23 protein-coding genes are annotated in these 23160 nt (G+C 67.0%); 17 read left to right on the top strand and 6 right to left on the bottom strand.

All coding sequences use genetic code 11. The annotated features are described in order from the left end of the window. Positions 1-74 precede the first annotated feature (74 nt). The 4 genes from ACFFDA_RS04220 (at position 75) to ACFFDA_RS04205 (ending at position 3274) form a co-directional block, all read left to right on the top strand. Positions 75-1490, top strand: a complete 1416-nt coding sequence (locus tag ACFFDA_RS04220; RefSeq protein ID WP_404476315.1) for a hypothetical protein — start codon at positions 75-77, stop codon at positions 1488-1490. 165 nt (positions 1491-1655) lie between these two features. Further along, positions 1656-1871 (top strand): hypothetical protein, encoded by a 216-nt coding sequence (locus tag ACFFDA_RS04215; RefSeq protein ID WP_404476313.1) that lies wholly within the window; start codon positions 1656-1658, stop codon positions 1869-1871. Positions 1872-2000: 129 nt separating this feature from the next. Continuing rightward, a complete protein-coding gene (locus tag ACFFDA_RS04210; protein WP_404476312.1) occupies positions 2001-2411 on the top strand; it encodes a response regulator in 411 nt (136 codons plus the stop codon). 2 nt (positions 2412-2413) lie between these two features. Beyond that, the gene (locus ACFFDA_RS04205; RefSeq protein ID WP_404476311.1) at positions 2414-3274 is read left to right on the top strand and encodes a sensor histidine kinase; all 861 of its coding nucleotides are present in this window, start codon (positions 2414-2416) and stop codon (positions 3272-3274) included. A gap of 23 nt (positions 3275-3297) precedes the next feature. On the opposite strand, the gene ACFFDA_RS04200 is transcribed toward ACFFDA_RS04205, so the two are convergent. Continuing rightward, on the bottom strand, positions 3298-4437 hold the full coding sequence (locus ACFFDA_RS04200; RefSeq protein ID WP_404476309.1) for a hypothetical protein: 1140 nt from the start codon (positions 4435-4437) through the stop codon (positions 3298-3300). Positions 4438-5078: 641 nt separating this feature from the next. On the opposite strand from ACFFDA_RS04200, the gene cpaB reads away from it, so the two are divergent. The 12 genes from cpaB to ACFFDA_RS04140 all read left to right on the top strand — a co-directional run bounded on the left by cpaB (position 5079) and on the right by ACFFDA_RS04140 (position 16483). Further along, complete coding sequence (gene cpaB / locus ACFFDA_RS04195; protein ID WP_404476308.1) at positions 5079-6011, top strand: Flp pilus assembly protein CpaB; 933 nt, start codon at positions 5079-5081, stop codon at positions 6009-6011. Continuing rightward, positions 6008-7273: a type II and III secretion system protein family protein gene (locus tag ACFFDA_RS04190; protein WP_404476306.1), complete on the top strand. Its 1266-nt coding sequence runs from the start codon at positions 6008-6010 to the stop codon at positions 7271-7273. Before cpaB ends, ACFFDA_RS04190 begins: the two co-directional genes overlap by 4 nt. Before the next feature lies 1 nt (position 7274). After that, positions 7275-8441, top strand: a complete 1167-nt coding sequence (locus ACFFDA_RS04185) for a CpaE family protein (RefSeq protein WP_404476303.1) — start codon at positions 7275-7277, stop codon at positions 8439-8441. Continuing rightward, entirely contained in the window at positions 8438-9808 is a 1371-nt protein-coding gene (locus ACFFDA_RS04180) for a CpaF family protein (protein WP_404476301.1), read from the top strand. Before ACFFDA_RS04185 ends, ACFFDA_RS04180 begins: the two co-directional genes overlap by 4 nt. After that, positions 9802-10704: a type II secretion system F family protein gene (locus ACFFDA_RS04175; protein WP_404476299.1), complete on the top strand. Its 903-nt coding sequence runs from the start codon at positions 9802-9804 to the stop codon at positions 10702-10704. The genes ACFFDA_RS04180 and ACFFDA_RS04175 overlap by 7 nt, the downstream gene beginning before the upstream one ends. Beyond that, positions 10704-11606: a type II secretion system F family protein gene (locus ACFFDA_RS04170; protein ID WP_404476297.1), complete on the top strand. Its 903-nt coding sequence runs from the start codon at positions 10704-10706 to the stop codon at positions 11604-11606. Before ACFFDA_RS04175 ends, ACFFDA_RS04170 begins: the two co-directional genes overlap by 1 nt. Continuing rightward, positions 11603-12292 (top strand): tetratricopeptide repeat protein, encoded by a 690-nt coding sequence (locus ACFFDA_RS04165; protein WP_404476295.1) that lies wholly within the window; start codon positions 11603-11605, stop codon positions 12290-12292. Before ACFFDA_RS04170 ends, ACFFDA_RS04165 begins: the two co-directional genes overlap by 4 nt. A 17-nt stretch (positions 12293-12309) precedes the next feature. Then, the gene (locus tag ACFFDA_RS04160) at positions 12310-14133 is read left to right on the top strand and encodes a TadG family pilus assembly protein (protein ID WP_404476294.1); all 1824 of its coding nucleotides are present in this window, start codon (positions 12310-12312) and stop codon (positions 14131-14133) included. Between the two features lie 201 nt (positions 14134-14334). Continuing rightward, on the top strand, positions 14335-14502 hold the full coding sequence (locus ACFFDA_RS04155) for a Flp family type IVb pilin (protein ID WP_404476292.1): 168 nt from the start codon (positions 14335-14337) through the stop codon (positions 14500-14502). Between the two features lie 14 nt (positions 14503-14516). Next, complete coding sequence (locus tag ACFFDA_RS04150; protein ID WP_404476290.1) at positions 14517-14957, top strand: TadE/TadG family type IV pilus assembly protein; 441 nt, start codon at positions 14517-14519, stop codon at positions 14955-14957. A 2-nt stretch (positions 14958-14959) separates the two neighbouring features. After that, a complete protein-coding gene (locus ACFFDA_RS04145) occupies positions 14960-15421 on the top strand; it encodes a hypothetical protein (RefSeq protein WP_404476287.1) in 462 nt (153 codons plus the stop codon). A 135-nt stretch (positions 15422-15556) separates the two neighbouring features. Continuing rightward, entirely contained in the window at positions 15557-16483 is a 927-nt protein-coding gene (locus tag ACFFDA_RS04140; RefSeq protein ID WP_404476285.1) for a response regulator, read from the top strand. Between the two features lie 46 nt (positions 16484-16529). Here ACFFDA_RS04140 and ACFFDA_RS04135 read toward each other — a convergent pair whose 3' ends face one another. Both ACFFDA_RS04135 and ACFFDA_RS04130 read right to left on the bottom strand, forming a co-directional pair. Next, positions 16530-18323, bottom strand: a complete 1794-nt coding sequence (locus tag ACFFDA_RS04135) for a diguanylate cyclase (protein ID WP_404478294.1) — start codon at positions 18321-18323, stop codon at positions 16530-16532. Between the two features lie 177 nt (positions 18324-18500). Further along, entirely contained in the window at positions 18501-19286 is a 786-nt protein-coding gene (locus tag ACFFDA_RS04130; RefSeq protein ID WP_404476283.1) for an SDR family NAD(P)-dependent oxidoreductase, read from the bottom strand. 106 nt (positions 19287-19392) lie between these two features. On the opposite strand from ACFFDA_RS04130, the gene ACFFDA_RS04125 reads away from it, so the two are divergent. After that, positions 19393-20295, top strand: coding sequence for a LysR substrate-binding domain-containing protein (locus ACFFDA_RS04125; protein WP_404476281.1), 903 nt, complete (start codon positions 19393-19395; stop codon positions 20293-20295). Between the two features lie 21 nt (positions 20296-20316). Here the strand turns inward: ACFFDA_RS04125 and ACFFDA_RS04120 are convergent, their stop codons facing one another. Genes ACFFDA_RS04120 through ACFFDA_RS04110 form a run of 3 tightly spaced genes read right to left on the bottom strand, consistent with a single transcriptional unit; the run spans position 20317 to position 22474 of the window. Then, entirely contained in the window at positions 20317-20610 is a 294-nt protein-coding gene (locus ACFFDA_RS04120; protein ID WP_404476280.1) for a DUF3325 domain-containing protein, read from the bottom strand. Then, entirely contained in the window at positions 20607-22166 is a 1560-nt protein-coding gene (locus ACFFDA_RS04115; protein WP_404476277.1) for a PepSY-associated TM helix domain-containing protein, read from the bottom strand. Before ACFFDA_RS04115 ends, ACFFDA_RS04120 begins: the two co-directional genes overlap by 4 nt. Then, positions 22163-22474 carry a hypothetical protein gene (locus tag ACFFDA_RS04110; RefSeq protein WP_404476276.1) on the bottom strand — a complete coding sequence of 104 codons (312 nt, stop codon included), beginning with the start codon at positions 22472-22474 and terminating at the stop codon, positions 22163-22165. The genes ACFFDA_RS04115 and ACFFDA_RS04110 overlap by 4 nt, the downstream gene beginning before the upstream one ends. Positions 22475-23160 lie beyond the last annotated feature (686 nt).

Genomic DNA, 23160 nt, shown 5'->3' with positions numbered 1-23160 from the left:
CGACTGGACCTACGGGCCCTACGGGCCCTACCGGTCCTGCAGGCCCGACGAACATCACCGGCCCGGTTGCGGGCGTGACCATCGGTGGGACGCCGATCCTGGGTCCGAGCGGCTCGGGTACGCTGATCGACGTCAACGTCGCACCGGGCACGACCACGGCCAATGGCGGCGGCATCGCGGTCGACGTCCTGACCGGCGACGTCCATGTGGTGAACGTCGCCCTGCCGACCACGACGGCGCAGACGCAGGAAGCGCTTGCTCCGGTGGGCTCGCTCGCCGGTGCCCTGCTCGGCAGCCAGGTCGGCGGGACCGTCACCCAGGTCACCAACGGGCTGGCTCCCACGGTGGCCGGGGTGACCTCCACCGTCAGCCAGGTGACGACGCCGCTGCTGGCCACGGTGGATGCCGTGCTGGCCCCGGTGGTCGGGCAAGGCGGACTGCTCGCCCCGGTCACCGGCCAGCTCGGCGGTCTCGTCGACGGGATCACCGGCAGCCTGCCGGGGACCGGCGCCGGACCGGCGCCGACCTACACCGGCCCGCTCCTGGGAGTGGACCTGGGCAACAATGTCCTGACCGGTCCCAGCACCAGCGGGACTCTCGCCGGGGTCAACGTGCTGTCGAACAATCCGGGCCTCGTCTCGGGACAGTTGGTGACGGCCGACGTGCTTGCCGACGGCAACGTGCTCGACGTGACGCTGCCGACGACGGCGGCAGGCGTTGCGCAAGGGCTGGCACCCGTGGGCAACCTTGCCGGAGCGCTGCTCGGCCAGCAGGTCGGGGCGGGCGTCACGCAAGTGACGAACGGTCTGGCGCCGGTGGTGGCCCCGGTGACGGGTGCGGTCGACGCGGTCGTCTCGCCGGTTCTCGATGCGGTGAACGGCACGCTCGGCCAGGTGGTCGGCGGCGTCGGCTCGGGCGGGACCGCGGGATCGGTGCTCGCGCCGGTGACAGGCGTGGTCGGCGGCCTGCTCGGCGGCGTGTCGGGCGGCGGTGCGGGTGCGGGTAACGTGCTGGCACCGGTGACCGGCGTCGTCGGTGGTCTGCTCGGCGGGGTGTCGGGTGGCGATGCGGGTGCGGGGACGATCCTCGCACCGGTGACGGGCGTGGTCGGTGGCCTGCTCGGCGGGGTGTCGGGTGGCGATGCGGGTGCGGGGACGATCCTCGCACCGGTGACAGGCGTCGTCGGTGGCCTGCTCGGCGGGGTGTCGGGTGGCGATGCGGGTGCGGGGACGATCCTCGCACCGGTGACGGGCGTCGTCGGTGGTCTGCTCGGCGGCGTTTCGGGTGGCGATGCCGGTTCAGGGACGATCCTTGCACCAGTGACCGGCGTTGTCGGCGGACTGCTTTCCGGCACCGGCGGATCGGGCGCGGGAACTGTTCTCGCCCCGGTGACAGGGGTCGTCGGCGGACTGCTAGGCGGAACGGGGTCATCCGGCACCGGCTCGCTGTTGTCGCCACTGACGGGCCTGCTGGGAGGCTCGGGCAACTAAAACGGAGGCTGGCGTGTCCGCCGCTCTGTTGCCCTCCCCCTGGCTGGACACGCTGTAGCCCGACCTCGGATGACGAGGTGGGGGAAGGGGGTGGCCCTTGCCGTGGGCCACCCCCTTTTATTTCGAGGGACCACTTTCCTGCGGGAACGAACAAAGGAGATACCCATGTCGAACGAAGCTTCCCGTTACGCCCGCGATCTTCTGCGCATCGCGATCGACCTGCTCGACGACGAGGAGTCGCTCACCGCGGTGGCCATGATCTCTGGCGCCATCGACGTGCTGGAGCGGCGGGCCGAACCGGTGATCCTGGGGCGGAACGTCAATTGGCAGCACAACGCCCACCGACGCGGAGGTTTGTCCAATTGTCGCAGCTGCGCGTGAATTTCCCCAATCGGCTGTGGAAATACTGAAAACCTGTTATGGATTTGGAAACGGAAAAGAACCTAAGTGATACTAACTAGCACCGGACAGAATGAAGCCGGGCGCGGGAGACATAAGAGAGACAGTCGCATGCGCGATCAACAAGCGCTGGTTCTGCTCATCGACGATGTCAGGGCAATCGTCGAAGAGTTGCTTACGTTCATGGACCTGCACGGCATTCCCGCGGTCGGAGTGTCCGATCTCGACGAGGCGATGGCCGCTCTGGAGGCAAACCCTGCTATCCGGGTTCTGGCCTGCGACGTCCGCCTCGGTCGGGAATCGGGTCTGTCGATCGTTTCGCGCATCCGCGACCATGCGCAACTGCAGGCGAGGCCTTTCAGCTATCTCTTCATCACCGGCGACCAGCTTCGCCACGACCCGTCGTTGGAACTGCCGGAACATATGGTCCTGACCAAGCCCGTGCAGCCCCGGGTCCTGATCGACGTACTTCGGGACCTGCTCGGCCAGCTTGAAGAATCGACGCAGCAGGGGGACGGTTGACGATGAAACCGAACGAGATCACGCAGCGCGATATCGAGAAATGGACGCGGTGCAGTCCGACGAACCAGATGTGCCGCCCGGCTGATCCGGCTCCCAGTTCCTGCGGCGAGATCGAGCTTGGCGACGCGCGCCAGTTGTTCGATACGCTCGCTGCGAAATCGCGCCTCGCCGACCTTGGCGAGCAGTCTTCGGCTCTCGCGCACGAACTGCGCCAGCCGCTGTTCTCGATATCGGTAGCGAACGAGAACCTGCGCATGATGCTCGGCCGGTCCGACATGACCCGGGCGCAACTGGACAAGGCGATCGGACGGATTGCCGAACAGGTGGAGCGGGCACAGACGATCATCGACCGCACGCTCGCCTATGCCTCGGGCAACGGTCCCGGCGCAGTGATTGCCGACATCGGCCTCGCGGCGAGCAATGCCGTCGAGTTCCTGCGGCCCCTGTTCGAAACTGCGGATATCGAGATCGACGATCGCGGGGCCCACGTCCATGCCCACATCGGCCTGTGCCAGGTCGAGACCGAGCAGGTTTTCGTCAACATCTTGCGCAACGCGGCCGAGAGCATCGAATCGCGGCGCGAGGCGGGGTGGCGTGGCGCCGGTCGCGTCGCCATCCGCATCACGATGCAGGGCACGGGTATCCACGTCGTCGTCACGGACAACGGCGCGGGCCTCTCGGGCGACACGGCGCGCGCCGTGTTCCAGCCGTTCTTCACGACCAAGCCCCGGATCGGAACCGGGCTCGGCCTGCACATCTGCAGGCAAGTGCTCGGCAAGGTGGGCGGTGTCGTCAGGTTGCTGCCGGGAGAAAGCGAAGGCGCGCAGGTCGAGATCCAGCTACCGCTGCCCCAAGGGGCATGAGCCCGCGCGGCTGAGCGGGGTTCTCAGATGTCGTCGCGGCCCAGCCGGATGATGAAACGTACCGGCTGACGATCGCGCACCAGGCAGCGGAAGTCGCTGGAAGCCTCCTGCGCCACTTGTTCGACCAGCCAGAGCGTGGCTTCGTCGATACGCCGGCTGGGCAAGGGCCGCCCATCATCGTCGGTGCATTCCACCGTGATGACGATATGCGCCGGGGTCATCGCCGCGTGCAGCAGCACGTCGCCGCGCAGCTTCTTTCCATCCAGCGACAGGAAGCTGCCAAAGGCGCTGAGCAGCGCCGCCACACCCATCATCTCGAGTGCACCGTGCTGCTCCGGCACCAGGTGATCCAGGGCATTGCCGCGCAGTTGTACCGCCACGCCGTGATGGCGCACGTTCGACTTCGTGGCCGCGATCGCACATTCCAGCGCGCTGCGCACCGTCAGGTCGGCCCCGCCGTCGAGGCCGTTGCGGCCGAACCAGCGGAACAGGCTGAGAATGACGGCTGCGCCTTCGGTGTGCGCGGCGATGCGCTTCACCCGCTCCTGCAGTTGCCGGCGATGATCGTCGTCGATGTCGAGATGGCCGATGATGTAGTCCATGTTGGCGTTCGCCATGGAGATGACGTTGAGCGGCTGTGCCAGGTCGTGCAGCATGCCGCTGGTGATGCGCCCCAGCAGCAGGTCGCGCGTGACTTCCACGAGACCGCCGTCGCCCCAGGCCAGCAGGCGGGCGTCCACCACGGCCAAGTGGCGGGCGATGCCGGCCCCGACGAATGCGGCGCACAAGGATGCGACTATCACGGCCACGCTCGCGGCGAGGCCGGGAAGGATGAAATACAGCGACAGGCTCAGGCTGCCCATCACCATCGCGAGCAGCCAGGACCAGCGGGATGCCTGCAGCAATGCAGGCGCCCACCGACGCGGAAACAGCGCGGCTGCCGCAACCAGGACGATATCGGCCCAGAAAGCGGGCGACGCCAGGGCGCCGGGCACCACCAATAGTCCCGCCGCAAGGATCGCGGTCACGCCGAGCGCCAATGCCGTGCGGTGCAGTACGAAGAGTCCGCCGGCCGCGGCCGCGCTGAGGACTCCGGCGCCCGGGGCCAGGGGAGAGGTCAGGCCGAGGACGAGTGCGCACAAGGCGATCGCCGCCGGGTACATCCGGGTTCCGTCCTCCCATACCCGCGCCGGCCGGGTACGTTGTGAGAACGGGATTATGAGCTTGCACTCCTGCGGTTCGCTGCAGGCGCGGAGTCGTCCATCCTTGTGTCATTGCCAGTCATCGTCATCTTCTTACGCTTTCTCCAGTTCGGCTCGACAAAGGGCAACCGCGACAAGTCGCGAGTGGCCCTTTGGCTCCCGACGGCGATGCGCAAACCTTGGCCGAGTCGAGGAAAAGAGACTGCGAATTCACGGAAAACACAGGCTTAAATCCGGTAGGCCCATTCCAGACGACGGTGTTGCACAAGCACTTCTTCTTATTGCCCCGGCACTCTAGGCAAGTCACGAAAAGAACCAATGCGAAGGTGACTGCCAGGCCTGCCAAGTGCCTGAACGCCAAGGCTCGCGGGGGCATTGGACCGGCGACCTGCAAGGCGCCGCCAGCCGCAGCCCCTGGGTAAAAACCCGTTGGTCCGATGATGCCTTCGCATCGGCTTCTTCTCGATGACCGGCTGAATCGGCGACGCGCTATCATTCACGAATGAAGTCGAACCTGTCCCGGCAAGGAACGGTTCGGCGAATTTCGGATCGCGGGGGCATGCGGTCCGGTTTGCGTAAGCGCAATGGCAAAGGGGAATTGCATGCGCCTGGGTTCGAAAGCGAAACTGACGATCGGAGTCGGACTTGTGGCAGCCGTCACGTTCGGTTTCCTCGGGGTTCGCGAACTTGGCAGATCAGCGAAGTCGAAGGCCGCGCCGCTTACCATGGTTGCTGGCAAGGCGGAGCCGGTTGCCGGTATCGTCCTGGCCACCACTACGCGCGACGTCCAGATCGGCGAGACGATCACCGCCGACATGATCCGCAATACTGCCTTCGATCCGGCGCGGTTCCCGGCGGCAGCGACGCCGGCCGAAGTCATCGGCCGCGTGGCGACGCGGGCCATCGCCGCCAACACGCTCATTCCGCGCGAGGCACTGCAACAAGAAAGCAAGCTGGCGATCCGGGTGCCCGTGGGCATGCGCGCGATCAGCATCGACACGACCGCCGAGATCGCCGTCGCCGGGATGGTGCGTCCGGGCGACAAGGTCGACGTGCAGGTCGTCTATCCCGGCGAAGACGCGATCAACGGCGCGAGGGGCAACGGCCGCAGCCGGGCCAAGACCCTGTTGCAACTGGTTTCGGTCCTGGCGGTCGGCGACCTAGTTCTCGGTACGCCCCAGAAGGAAGGTGTCGCGGATGCTGTCGCCGCACCGCCGGTGCCGGCCCGCACAGTGACGCTGGCGCTTTCGCCGCAACAGGTTTCGGAACTCTCGCTCGCGAAGAGCACGGGAGCGCTCTACCTTTCGCTTCGCAATCCCGAGGATGCGCAGGAGGTGGACTCCGCGCAGATCGCCTCCTCGCCCGAGCCCGCGCCACGGGCCATGGCGGTCACCGCGCCGCCCGTGGCGTTGCCGCAGCGCCTTGCCCCGCAACCGGCAGCACAAGCTCCGCGCCGGGCACCCGCGCCGCATGCCATCGAACTCGTCGTGGGCGGCAACCGCGAAGTCATCTATTCGGGGAGTGGTTCGCGTTGAAAGCCCTTATCGCAACAGCATTGCTGGCTTCGTGCGCACCGCTGCTGCTGGTGCCGGCCGTCGCCGCCGCGCAGGAACAGCGCTCGCTCCAGGTCGACGAAGCGCGCACGCTTTCCTTCTCGCGCTCGATCGGGCGGGTCGAGGTCAGCCGCGACAACGTCATCGCGGTCGCCTCGCCTTCGGCCAAGTCGCTTCGCGTGACCGGGATCGGCGCGGGACAGGCGACGCTGAGCGTCTATGCACCGGATGGCTCGCTACTGGGCGAGACGCTGATGCAGGTGCAACCGGCCGCGCGCAGCTATGCCAGTTCCGGCGGCGGCATGCCCCGTAGCGGAAGCAGCCTGGAGGGGAACCAGTGCTCGCTCCAGTCGGGATATTCGTCCAACGAACCGCTGCGCCCCGGGGAAAAGGTCGTGGCCGTGGACGTGCAGTTCGCCGCCGTCTCATCCTCGACTCTCAAGCAGCTCGGTTTCAACTTCTCCAAGCTTTCGGGCGACATCACGGGCGCCATCGTCGCGCCTAGCGCGCTGACGGGCTATACCACCAGCCCGGGGCTGGGGATCAATGCGACGGCGCCGTTCCAGAGCGCCTTCAACCTCTTCCTGTCCGCGCCCAACCGCAACATCAATGCGGTGTTGAGCATGCTGTCGTCGAACGGTCTTTCGCAGATGCTGGCCCAGCCCACCCTGCTGGTGCGCTCGGGCGAACAGGCGAGCTTTCTCGCCGGTGGGGAGTTCCCGGTCCCCGTCCCGCAGTCGGGAGGCATCGGCAACTCGATCACCATCGAATACAAGAAGTTCGGTGTCTGCCTTTCTGTGGCCCCCGTCGTGCTGGCGGACGACGCGATCGTCCTGAGGCTCGCGCCGGAAGTCAGCGAACTGGACTACGCCAACGGCGTCCAGCTCCAGGGCTATACCGTACCGGGCATCCGCCGTCGCTCGGCCGAGACTACGGTGGAACTGGGCAGCGGGCAGAGCTTCGTGATCGCCGGCCTCAACTACACCAATTCCTCGGTGAGCAAGGACAAGGTTCCGCTGCTCGGCGACCTGCCGGTGCTGGGCGCTTTCTTCAAGCGCCAACAGAACCAGAAGGAACGCCAGGAACTCATCATCGTCGCAACTCCGCGACTGGTCGAACCCGAGGCGGTGCAGCCGATGCTGGCGAAGAACATGACGACGCTCGATCCGGGCGTGGGACAGATGATCCTGGGCAACGACGGTGTCGAGCAGGCGGTCAAGTCCTTTGGCGTGGTGAGGCGCTGACATGGTGCGTATTCATCTTCTCTCGATCGACCGCGCCCTCGCGCAGCGCATCACCGATGCGATGGGCGCGCATGTCTCGGTCGACATGGCGCAGTCGCTCGACGACGCCACGTTCGAAGGACCCGGGATCGTCGTGATCGACCACGCCTCGATCCCGGCGGAACGCTCGATGGCCTCGGTCATCGGCGAAGTCTCGCAGGCAGCGCCCGGTCGCGCGATCGTGCTCGCTACCGAGGACATGTACGCGGTGCAGGTGCTACAGGCGATCCGCTCGGGTGCGACCGACGTCATGCCCCGCGGCGCCGTCGCCGCCGAAGTGAGCGAGATCCTCTCGCGTGTGCTCAACTCCTCGCTGGCCAGCCAGGGCCGCCTCGGGCGCCTGACCCTGGTGCTCGGCACCGACCGCGACGCGACAGCGATGCTCGCGACCGACATGGCGCTGGCGCACAGCCTCGACGGCCCGCCGACTCTGCTGATCGACTGCACGCTGCCCTCCAGCACGGCGGAAGCCTATCTCGACCTCAAGGTCGACTACGGCCTCGCCGCGGCGATCACCGACATCGACCGCATGGACGCCAGCCTGCTCAGCGACGCGCTGGCGCATCACGAACGCAGCGGGCTGACGCTGCTGACGCTCGATGGCGGCACCGGCGCGGAGCCGGTCGGCATCGGTCCGGCCGACATCGTCGGGCTGGTGCAGTTGCTGCGCGCAAGCTGCGCCCATGTCGTGCTGTGCGGCGGTTCGCTGCGCAACGGCGGATTGCTGCGCGAACTCGCCTCGCAGGCGCAGAGCATCGAGGTGGTCTGCAGCCAGTCGATCCGTGAACTGGACGCCTGCCGCCGCCTGCTCGACCGTGTCGCCCTCGACACCGCCAGCGCTCAGCGCCTGCGCCTGCTGGTCTGGGACCACGACCCGCGCATCCTGCTCGATGGCCGCCGCATGGCAGACGCGCTCGACATCGATACCGTGCTCGGCGTCCCGACCGACCGGGTGCGGCTACGCAACGCGCTCAATGCCGGCCGACCGATGATGACGGAGCGGGACGGCGGGGCCTACGTGCAGGCGGTCCGCCGCGCGGCCGGTATCGCCACCCAGCCCAAGAGCAACAATTTCGGCATCGACAAGATGCGCAAGGCTATCCTGCGATCGGTGGAGCGCACCGCATGAGCCTGCTGACCAACGAGTTCGAGCCCGAGGGTCGCAACCCGGGAGATGCCGAGGGCAAGCGCAAGTCGCCGATCGCCCAGCCCGCCGCGCAGCGGATGAGCGACAGCTACCAGGCGGTAAAGGCACAGACCTGCCGTCAGGTGATCGAGCAGCTGGAGGTGCAGGGCGTTACGGCGGACGTGCTCGACCGGCGTGCCTTGCGCGCCGAGATCGAGCAGGTCATCAACAGCCGCAGCCGACGCGGCCAGCTTGCCCTCAACAGCGCCGAACGGCTGCTCCTGGTCGAGGACGTCGAGGACGAAGTCGTCGGCCTCGGCCCACTGGCCCCGCTGCTGCGCGATCCCACCATCGACGACATCATCGTCAACGGTGCCAACACCATCTACGCCGAACGCGCCGGCATCCTCGAGCGGGTCGAGACGCGCTTTCGCGACGATGCGCACCTGATGAATATCATCCAGCGCATCGTCGGTCCGATCGGGCGCCGCGTCGACGAGGCCACACCGTTCGTCGACGCGCGCCTTGCCGACGGCTCGCGCGTCAACATCGTCATCCCGCCGATCGCGCTGGACGGCCCGCTGGTCTCGATCCGCAAGTTCCGCCTCCAGGCGCTCAGCGTCGAAGACTGCGTCAACGGCGGTTCGATGAGCCAGGCTATGGCTGCATTCCTTACCGCTGCGGTGCGCTCGCGCCTCAACATTCTGATCTGCGGCGGCACGGGCGCGGGCAAGTCGACCCTGCTCAACGTGCTGTCGAGCTGCATCAGCAATGCCGAACGCCTCGTCACCATCGAGGATGCGGCCGAACTGCAGCTCCGCCAGGACCACGTCGTCCGCCTGGAAACCCGCCCCCCCAATGTCGATGGCAGCCGCGAAGTCAGCGCCCGCGATCTCGTGCGCAACGCGCTGCGCATGCGGCCCGACCGCATCATCCTGGGCGAGGTCCGCGGCGTCGAAGCCGTGGAAATGCTGCAGGCGATGTCTACCGGCCACGACGGCTCGATGGCCACGCTGCATGCGAACACTCCGCGCGACGCGCTCTCGCGCCTCGAGATGCTGCTCGGCTTCGCGGGTGCGCAGAACGACGTGCGCGCGGTGCGCCGCTTCGTCGCCAACTCCATCCACGTCATCGTCAACATCCAGCGCCTGTCGAACGGCTCGCGTCGCGTGACCTCGGTGGCCGAAGTCACCGGCGTGGAGGGAGAGGCCTATACCCTGAACGAGCTGTTCCACTTCGACGAACAGCCGCCGATGTCGGGCGAAGGCCTGTTCCGGACGATGTCGCCGCGGCCGTACCACGTCGCGCGCATGCGCGACTACGCTCCGCCGTCGGCCACGGCCGCAGGGAAGGAAACGGCAGCATGGTGAAAGGCGCCGCCTATCTCCTGCTGGCCCTGCTGATCCTGGGGGTCATGGCCTATGGCTGGTTCTCCGAGCGCGCGGGCGGCCGGGTCGCGCTGGACCGCAGGCTGGAGGCGATTTCCTCTCCGGGCACGGCGCCGGTCCGCTCGATCAACGCCGTCACTGTCCCCGAACGCATCGCGCCGCTGCTGGCCCAAGCGCAAGTCGAACTGACCGTCCAGGCGCTGCAGACGATCATCGGCGCCGGTCTCGTGCTGGCGTTGGTCCTGTTGCTGCTGACGGGACCCGCGGTCGCGCTGGTGCTGCTTGTCGGCCTGCCGATGGCGGCGCTGTCGTGGCTCCAGGCCCGGGCGCGCAAGCGGGTGGAGGCGCTGACCGATGCCCTGCCGCTCTATCTGGACGGGGTGCGCCAGCTCCAGTCGATCGGTAATTCGCTGTCGCAGGCGCTCGAGCGCGCGCTGGCCGATGCGCCGGACTCGATCAAGAGCTACTTCGGCCAGACCGCGCGCAAGCTGGCGATGGGCGCTCCGGTAGCCGAAACGATGCAGCAACTGGCCGACCGGCTGCAGATCCCCGAAGTCTCGATGCTCGCCGCCGCCATCCGCACCAACTTGCGCTACGGCGGTTCGATCTCCACGGTCTTCGGCAACCTTGCCAATATCCTGCGCGAACGCGTTCGCATCCGCCGCGAGCTGAACGCCGCGACCTCTGAGGCCAAGGTCAGCTCGCGCGTGCTGATCGGCATGCCGCTGCTGTGCATGGTCATGCTGGTGGCGATGAACCGAGCCTACATCGACTTCTTCATCTCGGACCCGCGCGGCCGCACGATGTCGCTGGTCGCGGTCGTCCTGGAGGTCCTGGGCATCGTGGTTATCCGCCGCATGATGAGGCTGGCCTTCTGATGGGCGAACTGTTCGCCTTCCTGTCGTTCGCCGTCGCGGTCGGCGGCGTGGTGCTGGCGGGTACGGGCCTGCGCTGGCTCCAGGTCGACACGCGCCTGCGTGCGCGGATCGACGGGCAGGCGGTGCGCAGCAACGGTGCAGCATCGCGCGGCTGGCTCGGACTGCGTGCGCCGCGGATTCCCCTCGGGCAGGGACGCGATCGCAACGAGATCGAGAAACGCCTGCGCAGCGCGGGCTACTTCGAGGCGGGTGCCCTGGAAGTCTTCGTGTTCCTGCGCATCGCGGCTGCCCTGACCGTCGCGGCGGCCTGCATGCTGACGTGCTGGACGCTCACCGGCAATCCCTTCAAGCCGATCTTCCCGACGTTTGCCCTTACCGGCCTCACCTACATCGGCGCAAAGTACGTCCTGCAGATGCTGGCGAACGGGCGTGAGCGGGTGCTGATGACCGAGTTTCCCTTCCTTCTCGACCTCATGATGATGATGCTGGAGAGCGGCGTTTCGCTCGACCAGTGCTTCCGCGGCATCGCGCGAGACGAGCGGGTGGCTGTGCCCAACCATGCGAAGCTGGTGGCGATGCTGGTGGACGACCTCGACCGCGGGCAGGACTACCAGGTCGCTTTCGACCGCTGGGCCACGCGCGTGGGCGTCAGCGGCTCGCGCGAACTGGCGGCACTGTTCCGCCAGTCGCTGTTCCAGGGCATGGAACTGGTTCCGGCCCTGCGCGAATTCATCCGCGAGTTCTCGCAGCGACGGGTTGCGCGCGCGCGCGAGCAGATCGGCAAGATCACCGTGCGCATGGTCGTGCTGATGCTGGTCTTCTTCATGCCGGCATTGTTCATCGTCCTGGCCGGCCCGCCGGTGGCCGCCATCTTCGACACCTTGCGGAGCACGGGCCAATGACCAAACGCTACCTTTTGCTTGCGGCGGTCCTCGCACTGCCCGGCGCCGGTCCGGCCATCGCCGCCGATACCGCCACTGCGGCGGCGCCCGAAGGCTCGACGCGCAGCCTCTACATGTCGCTCATCCGACAGGCCCGTACCGATGGCAGGGCGCGCGCCGCGATCGCCTATCTTGACGATTTCGACCGCCAGCATCCCGATGATCGCGAGGCGCAATTGCTGCGTGTCAACTGCCTCCTCGATCTCGACCAGGTCGCTGCCGCACGCACGGCCCTGGCACGCATTCCTGTCAGCGACCGCAACGGACAGGTGCAGGCGATGCGCGGGCATGTCCTCGCCGCCGAGGGCAAGTGGCCGCAGGCCGCGGCGCAATATGCTGCAGCGCTGCAGGCCAGCCCGGCCGATCCCTTCATCGGCAATGCGCTGGGCTATGCACAGTTGCGCGCCGGCCATTCGGCGCAGGCGATCGAGACTCTGCGCGGTGCCCGCGACCTCGCGCCCGACGATGCCGTCGTACGCAACAACCTGATCCTTGCGCTTACCGTAACCGGCCGTGTCGGCGAGGCCGAGGGGCTGCTCGCGCGGGTGCCGGACGTGAAGGAAAAGGCTCGCCTGCGACAGCAGGTGGCGAGCGAGGCGGCGCGGCTTGCCGCTGCAGGGAGCGGCGCGATGCCGCAGGGCTCGTGAGCCGCGCGGAGGCCAGGGTGCGGCGCTTTCGCCCCTTGCGCGACCTCGCGCGGGACGAAAGCGGCATGGTCGCACCGATGATCGCGGTGCTCGGCGTCTCGCTCCTGGCGGCGGCAGGCGTGGCGCTCGATGTCGGACTCTATTACTCGGGCGACCGCGACTTGCGCGCCGCGACCGAGGCGGCGGCGCTGGCGGCGGCGATGAACCCGGCGCAGGCCCAGGCCCGCGCGCAAAGCTACCTGTCGAAGAACGGCTACGACGCGTCGGTGCTGCGATCGGTCGAGGTCGGGTACTACTGCGCCAACAAGGACAGCCTGGCGTCCAGCAATTCCGGATCGCGGTTCTTCGCGGCGGCCGCCCGGCCGGCGGACTGCACCGGCAGTTCGCTCGGTATCCCCAATGCGGTCCGCCTGACCACCGGCAAGGCCAGCCGTCAGTTCCTGTCGGGCGTTCTGGGCGGCGCGAGCCCGATCCCCGAACTCGGCGCGACGGCCAGCTCCGCGCGCGTGGACGAGGCGGGCGTCGCCACCACCTCCGATGTGCTGAGCCTCACGACGGGCCGGATCACCGATACGCTGGTGCGATCGGTGAACAGCCTGCTGGGCGCGCTCATCGGCCTGCAACTGAACCTGTCCGGGCCCGACATCGATTCGCTGATGCGGCATGACGTCGATGCGGGGAAGTTCTTCGACGCCCTTGCCAGGCGTACCAACAAGACCGGCTCCTACTACCAGCTCACCCAGGGCACCTACAGCCTGAAGGACATCGCGTTCGCTGCGGCGGAAGCGACGTCCGATGCCTCGACCGCCACGGTGCTGAAAACCATCGGCGGAGTCGGTTCGGGCTATATGGTCCCGATGTCGGGACTGTTCGGGCTCGGCGTGTGGAAGAACATGCCGGTGGGCGGATCGGACGTGAAGCCGGCACTGCGCGCGGGCCTCAATGCCTATCAGTTGATCGCCTTCGCGGCGCAAGCAGGGCCGGGCGCGATCGATCTTTCCGACGCGGTCAGCCTGGTCGTGCCGGGTAGCACGGTCCGCCTCGCGGGCGTCTACAACGGCCCGCGAGCGCGTCCCCGGTTCGCCTTCGGGCCAGCCGGAAACGAGACCGAGATCGGCAATTCGGCGCTGCGCCTGCAGCTCGAACTCGGGCTGGGCACGATCAACCTGCCGCTCCTTGGAACCGCGATCAACGTCAATTCGGTGCCGGTCCTGGTCGACGTGGCGGCGGCCGAAGCGAAGATCACCAACATCAACTGCGATGGCAGCTCGGAACAGGGGCGCGATACCCGGGTGACCGTCCAGGCATCCAGCGGCCTCGTGAACGCCTATATCGGCACCGCGCCCGCCAACGTGCTGACCAAGGCGATCGTCTCGCCCACCGACATCCAGCAGGCGAACCTCGTCAACGTCCTGGGGCTCATCACCATCGATGCCCGCGCCGAGGCCGGGCCGGTGTTCGGCAAGTCGGGTTCGCTGGTGTTCGGACCTGGCGGGCAGGGGACCATCGGGTCGCCGACGACTCCGGGCAAGTCCGCGCACATGGCCAACGGATCGCAACTGGGCCCGCTGCTGACCTCGCTGCCCAATTCGCTGGTCGCCCAGAACGGGCTCAAGATCAAGCTGCTGGGCCTGTGCGTCTGGCCGCTGTGCGATGCCAATGCGCGCGAGGCACAAGTGACGCAACAGGTCGTCGGCGCCCTGACCACGCCGATCTCCGGGCTGGTCGGGAACACCGTCGATCCGCTGCTGGACACGGTCCTGGCGGCCCTGGGGATCCAGTTGGGGGATACGACGGTGTGGGTCACCGGTGCGCGGTGCGGCGTTCCAGTCCTGATTTAAGCGATTTCAGTTATATTACATCCATAACGACTGTGTTAACTGAATATATACTTGGATTACCGTAATTTAAATGAGCGATCGGATCGAATGTGTAATTAATCTCTTTCGATCAATTGGCGTTGTATTTATGAGTCGGCAGTAATGGGCCTCCTCTTTGCCCGACTGTCGTTTTTCAAAGAGAGGAAATGGGGAGTGCCAACTATGATGACTTCGATTCGTAATCTCGTGATCCGTCTCCGCAGCGACGAGCGCGGCCTGACTGCCGTCGAATACGCCGTTCTGGGCGGTATCATCGTGGGTGCCCTGGGTATCATCGGCGCCGCCTTCACGACCGAACTCGGCACTGCTTTCGGAAACCTCATTCCCTGACGGAAGGACCGACGATGCGCATATCAGCTAGGACGACGCTCCGACTGCTGAAGTGCGAGCGGGGGATCGCAGCGCTGGAGTTCGTATTTCTGGCTCCGGCGCTGCTGGCCCTCGTGTTCTCGATTATCGTCTATTCCATCTACTTCACCGCCTCCATCGGGGTAGGTCAAGCCGCCGCCGAAGGGGCCCGCGCTGCTGTCGCGGGCCTTTCCGGGACGGAGCGCATCGCCTTGGCCCAGGCCCGGGCGGGCGAGGTGATCGAGAATTATCGTGGCGTGCTGGGAAGCACTGCCCAGCCCGTCATCACCGCCGGCGCGGGCACCACCACGGGTACGTTCCGCGTGCAGGTGAGCTACGACATGAGCGGAAGCCCGATCATGCGTTACGGTAATTTCATTCCGCTGCCGTCGAGCAACGTGCAAGCAAGTGTCACGGTGACCAACGGAGGCTACTGACGATGGAAGCTGCGGGTTATTTCTATCTCGCCTTGCTGATCCTGGTACTGATGCCGGTCGTGGTGCTGCCCTGGGAAGGACGCACCACGCCGGACTGGCTCTATCTCGTACTGGCCGGCTGCGGACTGGCCGGCGCGCTGGCGCTTGGCGGGCTGCCGGGCCTGGCGCGGGCCTGTGCGGCAGGCATGGGCAGCCTCATCGTGGCGAGCGGCGCGGTCACCCTTTTGCGCTCGCGCACACGCCTGCGGGTCCTGACCGGGGGGCAGATCAAGCTGCTGGCTGCAGGTGCGACATGGCTTGGCGTGGATGGCGCCCTGGCCATGGTGCTGGTAGCGGTGTTCACCCTTTTCCTGATAGCGGCATTCCAGCGGGCTGGGGCCGTGAGGCGCCGTCCCGATGCTTCCGCGATCGTGGCGGTGGCCATCGTGTCCGTCGCCATGCAACAACATCTGCCCGGAATGTGATAAAGGCATTCGCAAACGAAATGGCGGGACGACGCGATGCCTAAGAACTGGCGAACAAGGCTTGGGTCGATTCTTGGTCCCAATGCTTCGGAAGACGACGATTTCAAACCCGGACACGAAGGTGAGCGCTCGGCCATGGCGGAAATACCCAAGGCGATAGAAGCGGGTGTCTTCCAGGCGGTCGAGCCCGTGCTGGTCGTCGACGACGATGCCGACTGGGGCAAGGAATGCGCCTTCAGCCTGCGCCAGATGGGCTACGAGCCGTTCGTGGCGACCAGTTCCGACGAGGCGCTGGCGCTGTTCGTGGACCACGACATCTCGATCGCCATCGTCGACTACAACCTGCCGGGCCTCGACGGCATCACCCTGATCCAGGAGATGGCGCAGCAGGCCGAGGCGGAAGGGCGCCAACTGCGCTTCATCATGGCCACCGGCTATGCCACCAAGGACGTCGCGATCGACGCCATGCGCGCCTCGGCGATCGACTTTCTGGAAAAGCCGATCAGCCAGTCGGACTTGCGCCGCGCGCTGCAGCGCATCCGCGGCCTCACGCCCGCGCCGGGTGCGCGCAAGGTCCTGCTCGACAAGATCTCCAACCTCAGCACCGAACTGCAGCGCCTCTCCCACCTGATGGACGAGCCTGGCCGTCCGGCCGCCGCGGAGCCGGCACCGCGGGCCGAAGCACCGGCACCGCCCGCCGCCCCCGGAGACCCCGTGGCGCCCGACCAGCTCACCGCCTTCATCCGCGACCAGTTGCGGCGCGAGACCAAGCGCCGCGCGATCGGCGGGGGCGAACTGTTCGGCGATCCGGCCTGGGCCATGCTGCTCGACCTGCTGCTGGCCAAGATCGAGGGCCGCCGCGTCTCGGTTTCGAGTGCTTGCATCGCCTCGGGCGCACCGATGAGCACGGCGCTGCGACTGGTACGCCGCCTCGTCGACGAAAACGTGCTTTGCCGCCTGCCCGACGAGCACGACAGGCGCCGCCATTTCCTGGCGATCAACGCCAAGTTCGAACAGCCTCTCGTGGACTATCTCTCGGAGCAGGTGCGCCAGCGGGGGTGACGGCACGCGGGGACGCCGTCACCGGCGATTCCGATAGGCCCCGGTGTCAGGCGGCGATGGCTTCCGAGCGGGCGTCGAGCAGCACGCGATTGCGGCCCTCCCGCTTGGCGCGGTAGAGCGCGGCATCGGCGGCTTTGATAAGGGTCGAGCCGTCGCGTTCCATGGCTTCCTCCCAGGTGGCGATGCCGAAGGACATCGTCGTCGAACCCAGCGTGCGGCCGCCCTGCTGGACCAGCAGTTCGCTGATGCCCTGGCGTACGGCCTCGACGCGATGGGCGAGGGTGGCGGCCGAAGTTCCCGGTGCGATGATGGTGAATTCCTCGCCGCCGAAACGGCAGACGACGTCGCCGTCGCGGAAGCGGCTGCGCATCTCGGCAGACACCGCTTGGAGTACCGCGTCACCGGCCTCGTGGCCGAATTCGTCGTTGAAGCGCTTGAAGTGGTCGACGTCGCACATCACCAGGCTGAGCGGGCTGCCCGAACGTGAGGCCCGCGCGATCTCGAGCGCCAGCGCCTCTTCCATGTAGCGGCGGTTGAACAGGCCGGTCAGGGGATCGCGGATGGTCTGTTCGCGCAGGCCCCGCTGGAGGCGGTGGTTGACGAGGGCGGAGGCGATGTTCTCGGTCAGCACGGTCAGGCGGAAGCGATTCTCGGTGCCGACCACGCCCTTGAGGTAGAGCACGCCGATCACCTCGCCGCCCGCCAGCAGCGGCTCGCAATGGTAGTGATGGGCTTCCTCGCCCCCCTGCGAGGCGGCATGCGCGCAGACGATGTCCGAGCCGGGTTCGACCACGAAGTGGCTCTGCCCGCGCCGCAGCGCCCAGCACTGGTCCGGTGCGAAGCCGGTGGAGGACACGTCGAGCCCGCCCCAGGCGGCGATCGGCACCAGCAGGTTGCGCGAATTGTTGTGGGCATAGAGCGCGCCCGGGATTTCGGGCAGCACGCGCGGCACGAAGACGCGGATGATCGATGCCAGTTCCTCGTCGGTGCGCGCTGCCTGCATCCGGTGGGCCATGCCGCCGAGCAGTTCGATCACCTCGCCGCGCTCGCGCAGGACCTCGGTGTTCTTGCTCAGCTCGAAATTGGCGATGCGCAAGCGCTCCTGGCTGTCGACCTGGTCGGCGACGGCATGCTCGAGTTCGTCGGCCATGGCGTTGTAGCCATTGGCCAGCCGCTCGAACTCGCTCGAATGCATCGCCGCGACGACCCGGGCGCTGCGGTCGCCGGCACCGAGCTGGCCCATCACCGTCATCATCTCGTCGACCGGCTGGCGGATACGGCGGATCAGCGCCGCGGCCATCAGCGCGATGGTAACCACCGTCAGCGGGATGCCGATCATGACCAGCCAGCGGATGGAATTGAGCCGGCGCTCGACCGTCGCCATGCGCGATATCGAAAGCGCGCGTTCCTCGTTCAGCAGGTCGCCGATGCGGGCATCGACCAGTTGCATGAGGTAGCGGCCGCGGCCGGTAGCGGTCGCGGCCTGCGCGCCCGTGAAGTCACCGGCGCGCGCCTTGTCCGCGATCTCCTCGAGCGATTGCGAGCGCTCTGCGACGAGCACGCGGATCTGCCTGGCGCGGGCGTTCTGTACCGGATTGTCGGCGGTGAGGGCGACGAGGTCGCTCGCGGCGCGCCGGGCCGAGATGATCTCGGCCTCGACCGCTTCGGCGAACTCAGGGTTGCGCGTCAGGGTGAAGCCGCGCTGTCCCGATTCCGCCTGCTGCAGATGCTGGAGCGAACGGTTGGCGGTCTTGAGCACTTGTGCGGAATGAGTCACCCAGGCAAGGCTGCCGCGCATCTGCGACGAGCCTTCGAGCAGAAGGCCGGCCAGCAGCGCCATCAGCAAGCACAGGATGCTGCACAGGACTACGATACGCCTGGATAATGACCCGACCAAGGGAATCTCCGTAGAACGGGAAGGCCAAGCCCTCGGTCAATTCGCGCCGCGTTGCAATCGAAATCCTGTCCTGGCGGGCAACGTCGTCCCGGGGCAGCCCCGGGACGGCGGACGCCAAATTTAGGCGATGGTGGGAATGATGCCCCCTTCCACGCGGATCGCGGCGCCATTGGTGATCGCACCGAGCGGGCTTGCCAGAAGGGCGACCTGTGCGGCGATCTCGTCGGCCTCGATCAGGCGGCGGATCAGCGAGAGGGGGCGCAGCTTGGTGAAGAACTCGGCCTCGCGCTCGGCTTCGGGCGCGTCCTTGTTCTCGACCACCGAGCGGATGAACTCGACGATGCCCTCCGAGCGGGTCGGCCCGGGCAGTACCGAGTTCACGGTGACGCCGGTGCCGCGCGTCTGCTCGGCAAGGCCGCGTGCGATGGCGAGCTGGGCGGTCTTGGTCATGCCGTAGTGGATCATCTCCCCGGGGATCACGAGTGCGCTTTCGCTCGCGATGAAGATCACCCGGCCCCAGTCCTTCGCCAGCATCCTGGGGAAGTAGTGCCGGGCGAGCCGGGCGCCGCTCACCACGTTGACCTCGAAGAAGTGGTGCCAATCCTCGTCGGTGATCTCGGTGAAGGGCTTGGCCTCGTAGATGCCCAGGTTGTTGACGAGGATGTCGACCTCGGGCGCGGCGGTGATGAGCGTCGCCGCGCCTTCGGCGGTGGCAGGATCGGCGAGCACGGCTCGCACCTTTCCCAGGGCGGCGACCTTGGCGGCGGCTTCGTCGAGCTTGGCCTGGTTGCGGCCGGAGATGACGACCTCGACGCCTTCGGCGGCAAGCCGCTCGGCGATGGCGAGGCCTATACCGGCGGTCGAGCCGGTGACGAGGGCGGTCTTTCCGGTGAGATTGAGATCCATGGCGTACACTTCCTTTTGCGATTGAACGCGAATGTAGGGGGTGGGCCTATTGATGAACAGGGCGTCGCACTGCATCTTAGAAGTGACTGAAAATCACGGATCGTTCATGGATAACCGCTTCGGGGAAATGCAGATATTCCTGGCCGTCGCGCAAAGCGGCAGCTTTGCCGGCGCGGCCCAGGCCCTGCGCCTGACGCCGTCGGCGGTGAGCCGCGGCATGGCGCGGCTCGAAGCGCGGCTGGGCGCGCAACTGGTCTCGCGCACGACGCGCGCCCTCGCGCTGACGGCCGAGGGAGAGTTGTACCGCGACCGGGTGGCGGGCCTCGTCGCCGAGATCGACGAGGTCGAGCGCGGCCTCGGCGCTGCCGACGATACCCCTCGCGGTCCCTTGCGGGTCAACTCATCGGTGCCTTTCGGAACCCAGTGCCTGCTGCCGATCCTGCCGCGCTTCGGCGCGCTGCATCCCGGCGTGACACTGCACCTGGCGCTGTCGGACACGCTGGTCGACCTCGTCGAGGAGCGCGCCGACATCGCCATCCGCATCGGTCCGCTGCGCGATACCGGGCTCAAGGCCAAGAAGCTGGGCCGCAGCGCCATGGCGCTCGTGGCGAGCCCGGACTATCTGCGCAGGCAAGGCGCGCCCACGCATCCGCGCGACCTCGCGGGCCATGCCTGCCTGCGCTTCAGCTTTCGTCGCTCGGTCGACACCTGGCCGTTCCTGATCGACGGTGCGGTGGTGCAGCGGCCCATCGACGGCGCCTTCCTCGGCAACTCGGGCGAGGTTGTGCGGATGATGGCGGCGGCCGGCGGCGGCATCGCGCGGCTCGGCCGTTTCCATGTGGCTGCGGACCTGGAGGCTGGCAGGCTGGTCGAAGTGCTGCCCGGTTACAACCCCGGCGACCATGAGGACATCCACGCCCTCTACGTCGGCCATCAGCGGCTGGCCTCGCGCATCAGGGCCTTCCTGGATTTCCTTGACGCCCACTTGCGGCTGCCGGGGGCCGCCTGAGGAGCACTGCCGGCGGAGCACTCAGCGGGAGGATCGGCCCGAGCGCCAGTTGATAGTCGCGATCGTCAGCCATGCGCCAAGGCTGGTCTCGCCGATCCAGGCGAGCGTGCCGACGGCCGGGCCGACCGTCATGGCCTCCAGTCCCCAGGAGGCGGCGAGCAGCACCCAGCCGGCTATTCGAGCGAGCCTTGCCTGGGGCGCGGGCAGCATGCGTCCGACGAGGTCGCGCTGGTGCCGTTTCATCGCGGCGGCCAGTGCCAGGAAGGCGGTGCAGATCATCGCGATGGCAAGGGCATGAGCAGGCACGTCGATCACTGGGTCACCGCCTCTCGCGTCGCCCGGCGAGGCAGGGTAACGCCCGTCGCGCGGCGCTGCACGATCTTGTTGGCGGCCTGGAAGAAGCAGGCGGCGAGCAGGACCATCATCAGGTCGAAGCTCACGAACAGCCAGTCGCCCCCGATGACGCTGGCGGCCAGCCCGCGCGATGTCGTCAGCGCGTTGACCACCGGCACTGCCGCGAAGCAGGCCCCGGCGAGGACGAGCGCCTCGGTCCAGGCGCGGGCGGCGGGCCGGACAATCGCCCAGATTCCGACGCCGAGCCAGGCTAGGAAAAGGCTGTCGATCTCCCGGTCGGCGCGCTCGGCCAGTCCGGCGGGGAGCAGGCGGTTGGCGAGGAAGTAGACGGCGATGCCGGTCGGCAGGCCGGCGATGGTGGCTATGTTCAGCCGCTCGACCAAGCGGAAGCCGAAGTGCGGGCGGGCCGGGTCGGGCAGGCGGGTGCGGCGCTTGACGGTCCACAGGACCAGCCCGCTGCCGACCATGATGGTACCGCCGAGGCCGCTCAGGAAATAGAGCCAGCGCAAGCCCCATTGCGCGAAGCGGCCGGTATGGAGGCCGATCATCACGCTTTCGGTGGCGAGGGCGGCTCCCCTGGCCGTATGCGCGTCGAGCGGACGGCCGGTGGCGCCGGCGAACGCTGCCATCTCGCCGCGCGCGCCGATCGCGCTGGCCGGAGAGCGGGTGAGCACGATCCGGGCATTGGCGTCGTTGGGGTCGGTCACGCTGATGTAGCCTACCGCCTTGCCGTCCCACCCAGCCGATGCGGCGCGGATCAGCGGGGCGAGGTCGACAAGGGCCGCGCGTGTCCCGCTGGGTCCCGCGGGCGGTTCGCGGCCGAAGACCTGTTCCTGGAAGGCCGCGCGCGATGCGTAGTTGGCGGCGATGCCCCAGGGCATGTACATCGAGGCGAGAGTCACCAGGCCAGTGAAGGTAATCATCAGGTGGAACGGCAGGGCGACCACGGCGGTCACGTTGTGCGCGTCCAGCCAGCTCCTCTGGCCCTTGCCGAAGCGGAGCATGAAGAAGTCGGCGAAGATCTTTTTGTGCGTCACGATGCCGGACAGGATCGCCACCAGCATGAACATCGCCGCTACGCCGACGAGGTAGCGCGCCCAGTACACGGGCATGTAGTGCAGGTCGAAGTGGAAGCGATAGAGGAAGAAGCCGCCGCGCGTCTCGCGCACGGTGATTGCGTGTCCTTCGCGGTCGAGCACGGCGGACGTTTCGCCGCGCTTGGCAGGCCGGCCGCCGGCGGGTTGCCAGTAGACCTGGGTCGTGGCGCTGCGGCTGTCGGGAAGCGAGATGTACCAGCTGCTGGCGTTGGGGGAGACCTTGTCCAGGAATCGCACGGCACCTTGCGCGGACGCGACGGGATCGGCCTCGCCGATCACTTCGGGCTGCATCCAGCGGGTGATTTCCTCCTGGAAGTAGGCGGCCGTGCCGGTGGCGAACATCGCGAACAGCAGCCAGCCAAGCAGCAGTCCGCTCCAGGTGTGCAGCAGGGCCATCGACTGGCGCAGGCTCTCCTTCACAGTCGTCCTCCCGATGCCAGCGAGAACCACAGGCCCGCGCCCAGGACCAGTCCCGCTCCGACCATCCAGAGCCACAGGCGGGCGATCGAGCGGACGCCGAATGCGATCAGTGCAAGCACGGCGAACAGTGCGAAGGATGCCAGCGTCGCCGTCACGCTGGCATTGGCGGGGTCGACCCCGAGACCGCGCCACAGCAGGCGGGCGAGCGCTGCCGTGGCCAGCGAGGTCAGTAAGTAGTTCGCCGGGATCGCCGCCGCCAGCCGCGCCCCTACGTTCCCTCGTCCGATTCCTTTGTCGCGCGCGGCCATCCCTCGCCGACCGTTCAGGATGCGGTGTCGGGCGCGCGGGCGCCGGACATGCCGCGAGGCTGGGAAACGGACAAAAGGCTCAAGTCGATATCACTCCCGGCGAATTTAAGAGGCGCTATTGCGAAGCAATTGCATCTCATGGCGCTAAGGTCGCCCGCTGGAAATGTCAACTTTCGCGATGACGGAACGGAAAGGCGCGGCGTACCTTGCGGGCTTTAATCGCAGGAAAATAATGATTTATCCGGTCGGCGGCGTAGCTGCGAGGGGCTCGGCCGCCATGGGTTTGAGGTGATCGGCGCGCGCTTCCCTTGGTAACGATTACATATTGTCTTTGTAGTCGCCTTCGAGCCGCGTGTCCGATCGCTGTCTGATCCCGGGTTCTGGGGGTTCTGCGCCCGAAGTGGTGATGTCGTCGGCGATGATCTCTTTCGGATGATTCTAAAGGAATGGGGGCGTGCGATCATGCCATCACCGGATGTGGCCTCGTCGCGGTTTGAGTGGATGTTACCCTCCCCAGGCACGGATATCCCGGAAAACCGCGCGTTTCGACATTATCCGGATGCCGAAAGTGGTGATTGGAGGCGAACCTTTAACGGAATTGCTTTGACCGAAAATGAAAACGTTACCCTCACGGAATTTGATAAAATATGATTTATTATCAAAATCATATGCAGGATAACGAGAGT

The organism is Novosphingobium sp. BL-52-GroH, assembly GCF_044813085.1.
Lineage (GTDB): Bacteria > Pseudomonadota > Alphaproteobacteria > Sphingomonadales > Sphingomonadaceae > Novosphingobium.
The sequence above is the reverse complement of the archived record's forward strand: the minus strand, read 5'-3'. Positions and strand labels throughout refer to the sequence as shown.

Excerpts from the sequence above, each read along its gene's own strand:
- ACFFDA_RS04215 (WP_404476313.1), top strand. The coding sequence starts at position 1,656 with ATGTCGAACGAAGCTTCCCGTTACGCCCGCGATCTTCTGCGCATCGCG.
- ACFFDA_RS04210 (WP_404476312.1), top strand. The coding sequence starts at position 2,001 with ATGCGCGATCAACAAGCGCTGGTTCTGCTCATCGACGATGTCAGGGCA.
- ACFFDA_RS04205 (WP_404476311.1), top strand. The coding sequence starts at position 2,414 with ATGAAACCGAACGAGATCACGCAGCGCGATATCGAGAAATGGACGCGG.
- ACFFDA_RS04200 (WP_404476309.1), bottom strand. The coding sequence starts at position 4,437 with ATGTACCCGGCGGCGATCGCCTTGTGCGCACTCGTCCTCGGCCTGACC.
- cpaB (WP_404476308.1), top strand. The coding sequence starts at position 5,079 with ATGCGCCTGGGTTCGAAAGCGAAACTGACGATCGGAGTCGGACTTGTG.
- ACFFDA_RS04185 (WP_404476303.1), top strand. The coding sequence starts at position 7,275 with ATGGTGCGTATTCATCTTCTCTCGATCGACCGCGCCCTCGCGCAGCGC.
- ACFFDA_RS04180 (WP_404476301.1), top strand. The coding sequence starts at position 8,438 with ATGAGCCTGCTGACCAACGAGTTCGAGCCCGAGGGTCGCAACCCGGGA.
- ACFFDA_RS04175 (WP_404476299.1), top strand. The coding sequence starts at position 9,802 with ATGGTGAAAGGCGCCGCCTATCTCCTGCTGGCCCTGCTGATCCTGGGG.
- ACFFDA_RS04170 (WP_404476297.1), top strand. The coding sequence starts at position 10,704 with ATGGGCGAACTGTTCGCCTTCCTGTCGTTCGCCGTCGCGGTCGGCGGC.
- ACFFDA_RS04165 (WP_404476295.1), top strand. The coding sequence starts at position 11,603 with ATGACCAAACGCTACCTTTTGCTTGCGGCGGTCCTCGCACTGCCCGGC.
- ACFFDA_RS04155 (WP_404476292.1), top strand. The coding sequence starts at position 14,335 with ATGATGACTTCGATTCGTAATCTCGTGATCCGTCTCCGCAGCGACGAG.
- ACFFDA_RS04150 (WP_404476290.1), top strand. The coding sequence starts at position 14,517 with ATGCGCATATCAGCTAGGACGACGCTCCGACTGCTGAAGTGCGAGCGG.
- ACFFDA_RS04145 (WP_404476287.1), top strand. The coding sequence starts at position 14,960 with ATGGAAGCTGCGGGTTATTTCTATCTCGCCTTGCTGATCCTGGTACTG.
- ACFFDA_RS04140 (WP_404476285.1), top strand. The coding sequence starts at position 15,557 with ATGGCGGAAATACCCAAGGCGATAGAAGCGGGTGTCTTCCAGGCGGTC.
- ACFFDA_RS04135 (WP_404478294.1), bottom strand. The coding sequence starts at position 18,323 with ATGGCGCTGCTGGCCGGCCTTCTGCTCGAAGGCTCGTCGCAGATGCGC.
- ACFFDA_RS04130 (WP_404476283.1), bottom strand. The coding sequence starts at position 19,286 with ATGGATCTCAATCTCACCGGAAAGACCGCCCTCGTCACCGGCTCGACC.
- ACFFDA_RS04125 (WP_404476281.1), top strand. The coding sequence starts at position 19,393 with ATGGATAACCGCTTCGGGGAAATGCAGATATTCCTGGCCGTCGCGCAA.
- ACFFDA_RS04110 (WP_404476276.1), bottom strand. The coding sequence starts at position 22,474 with ATGGCCGCGCGCGACAAAGGAATCGGACGAGGGAACGTAGGGGCGCGG.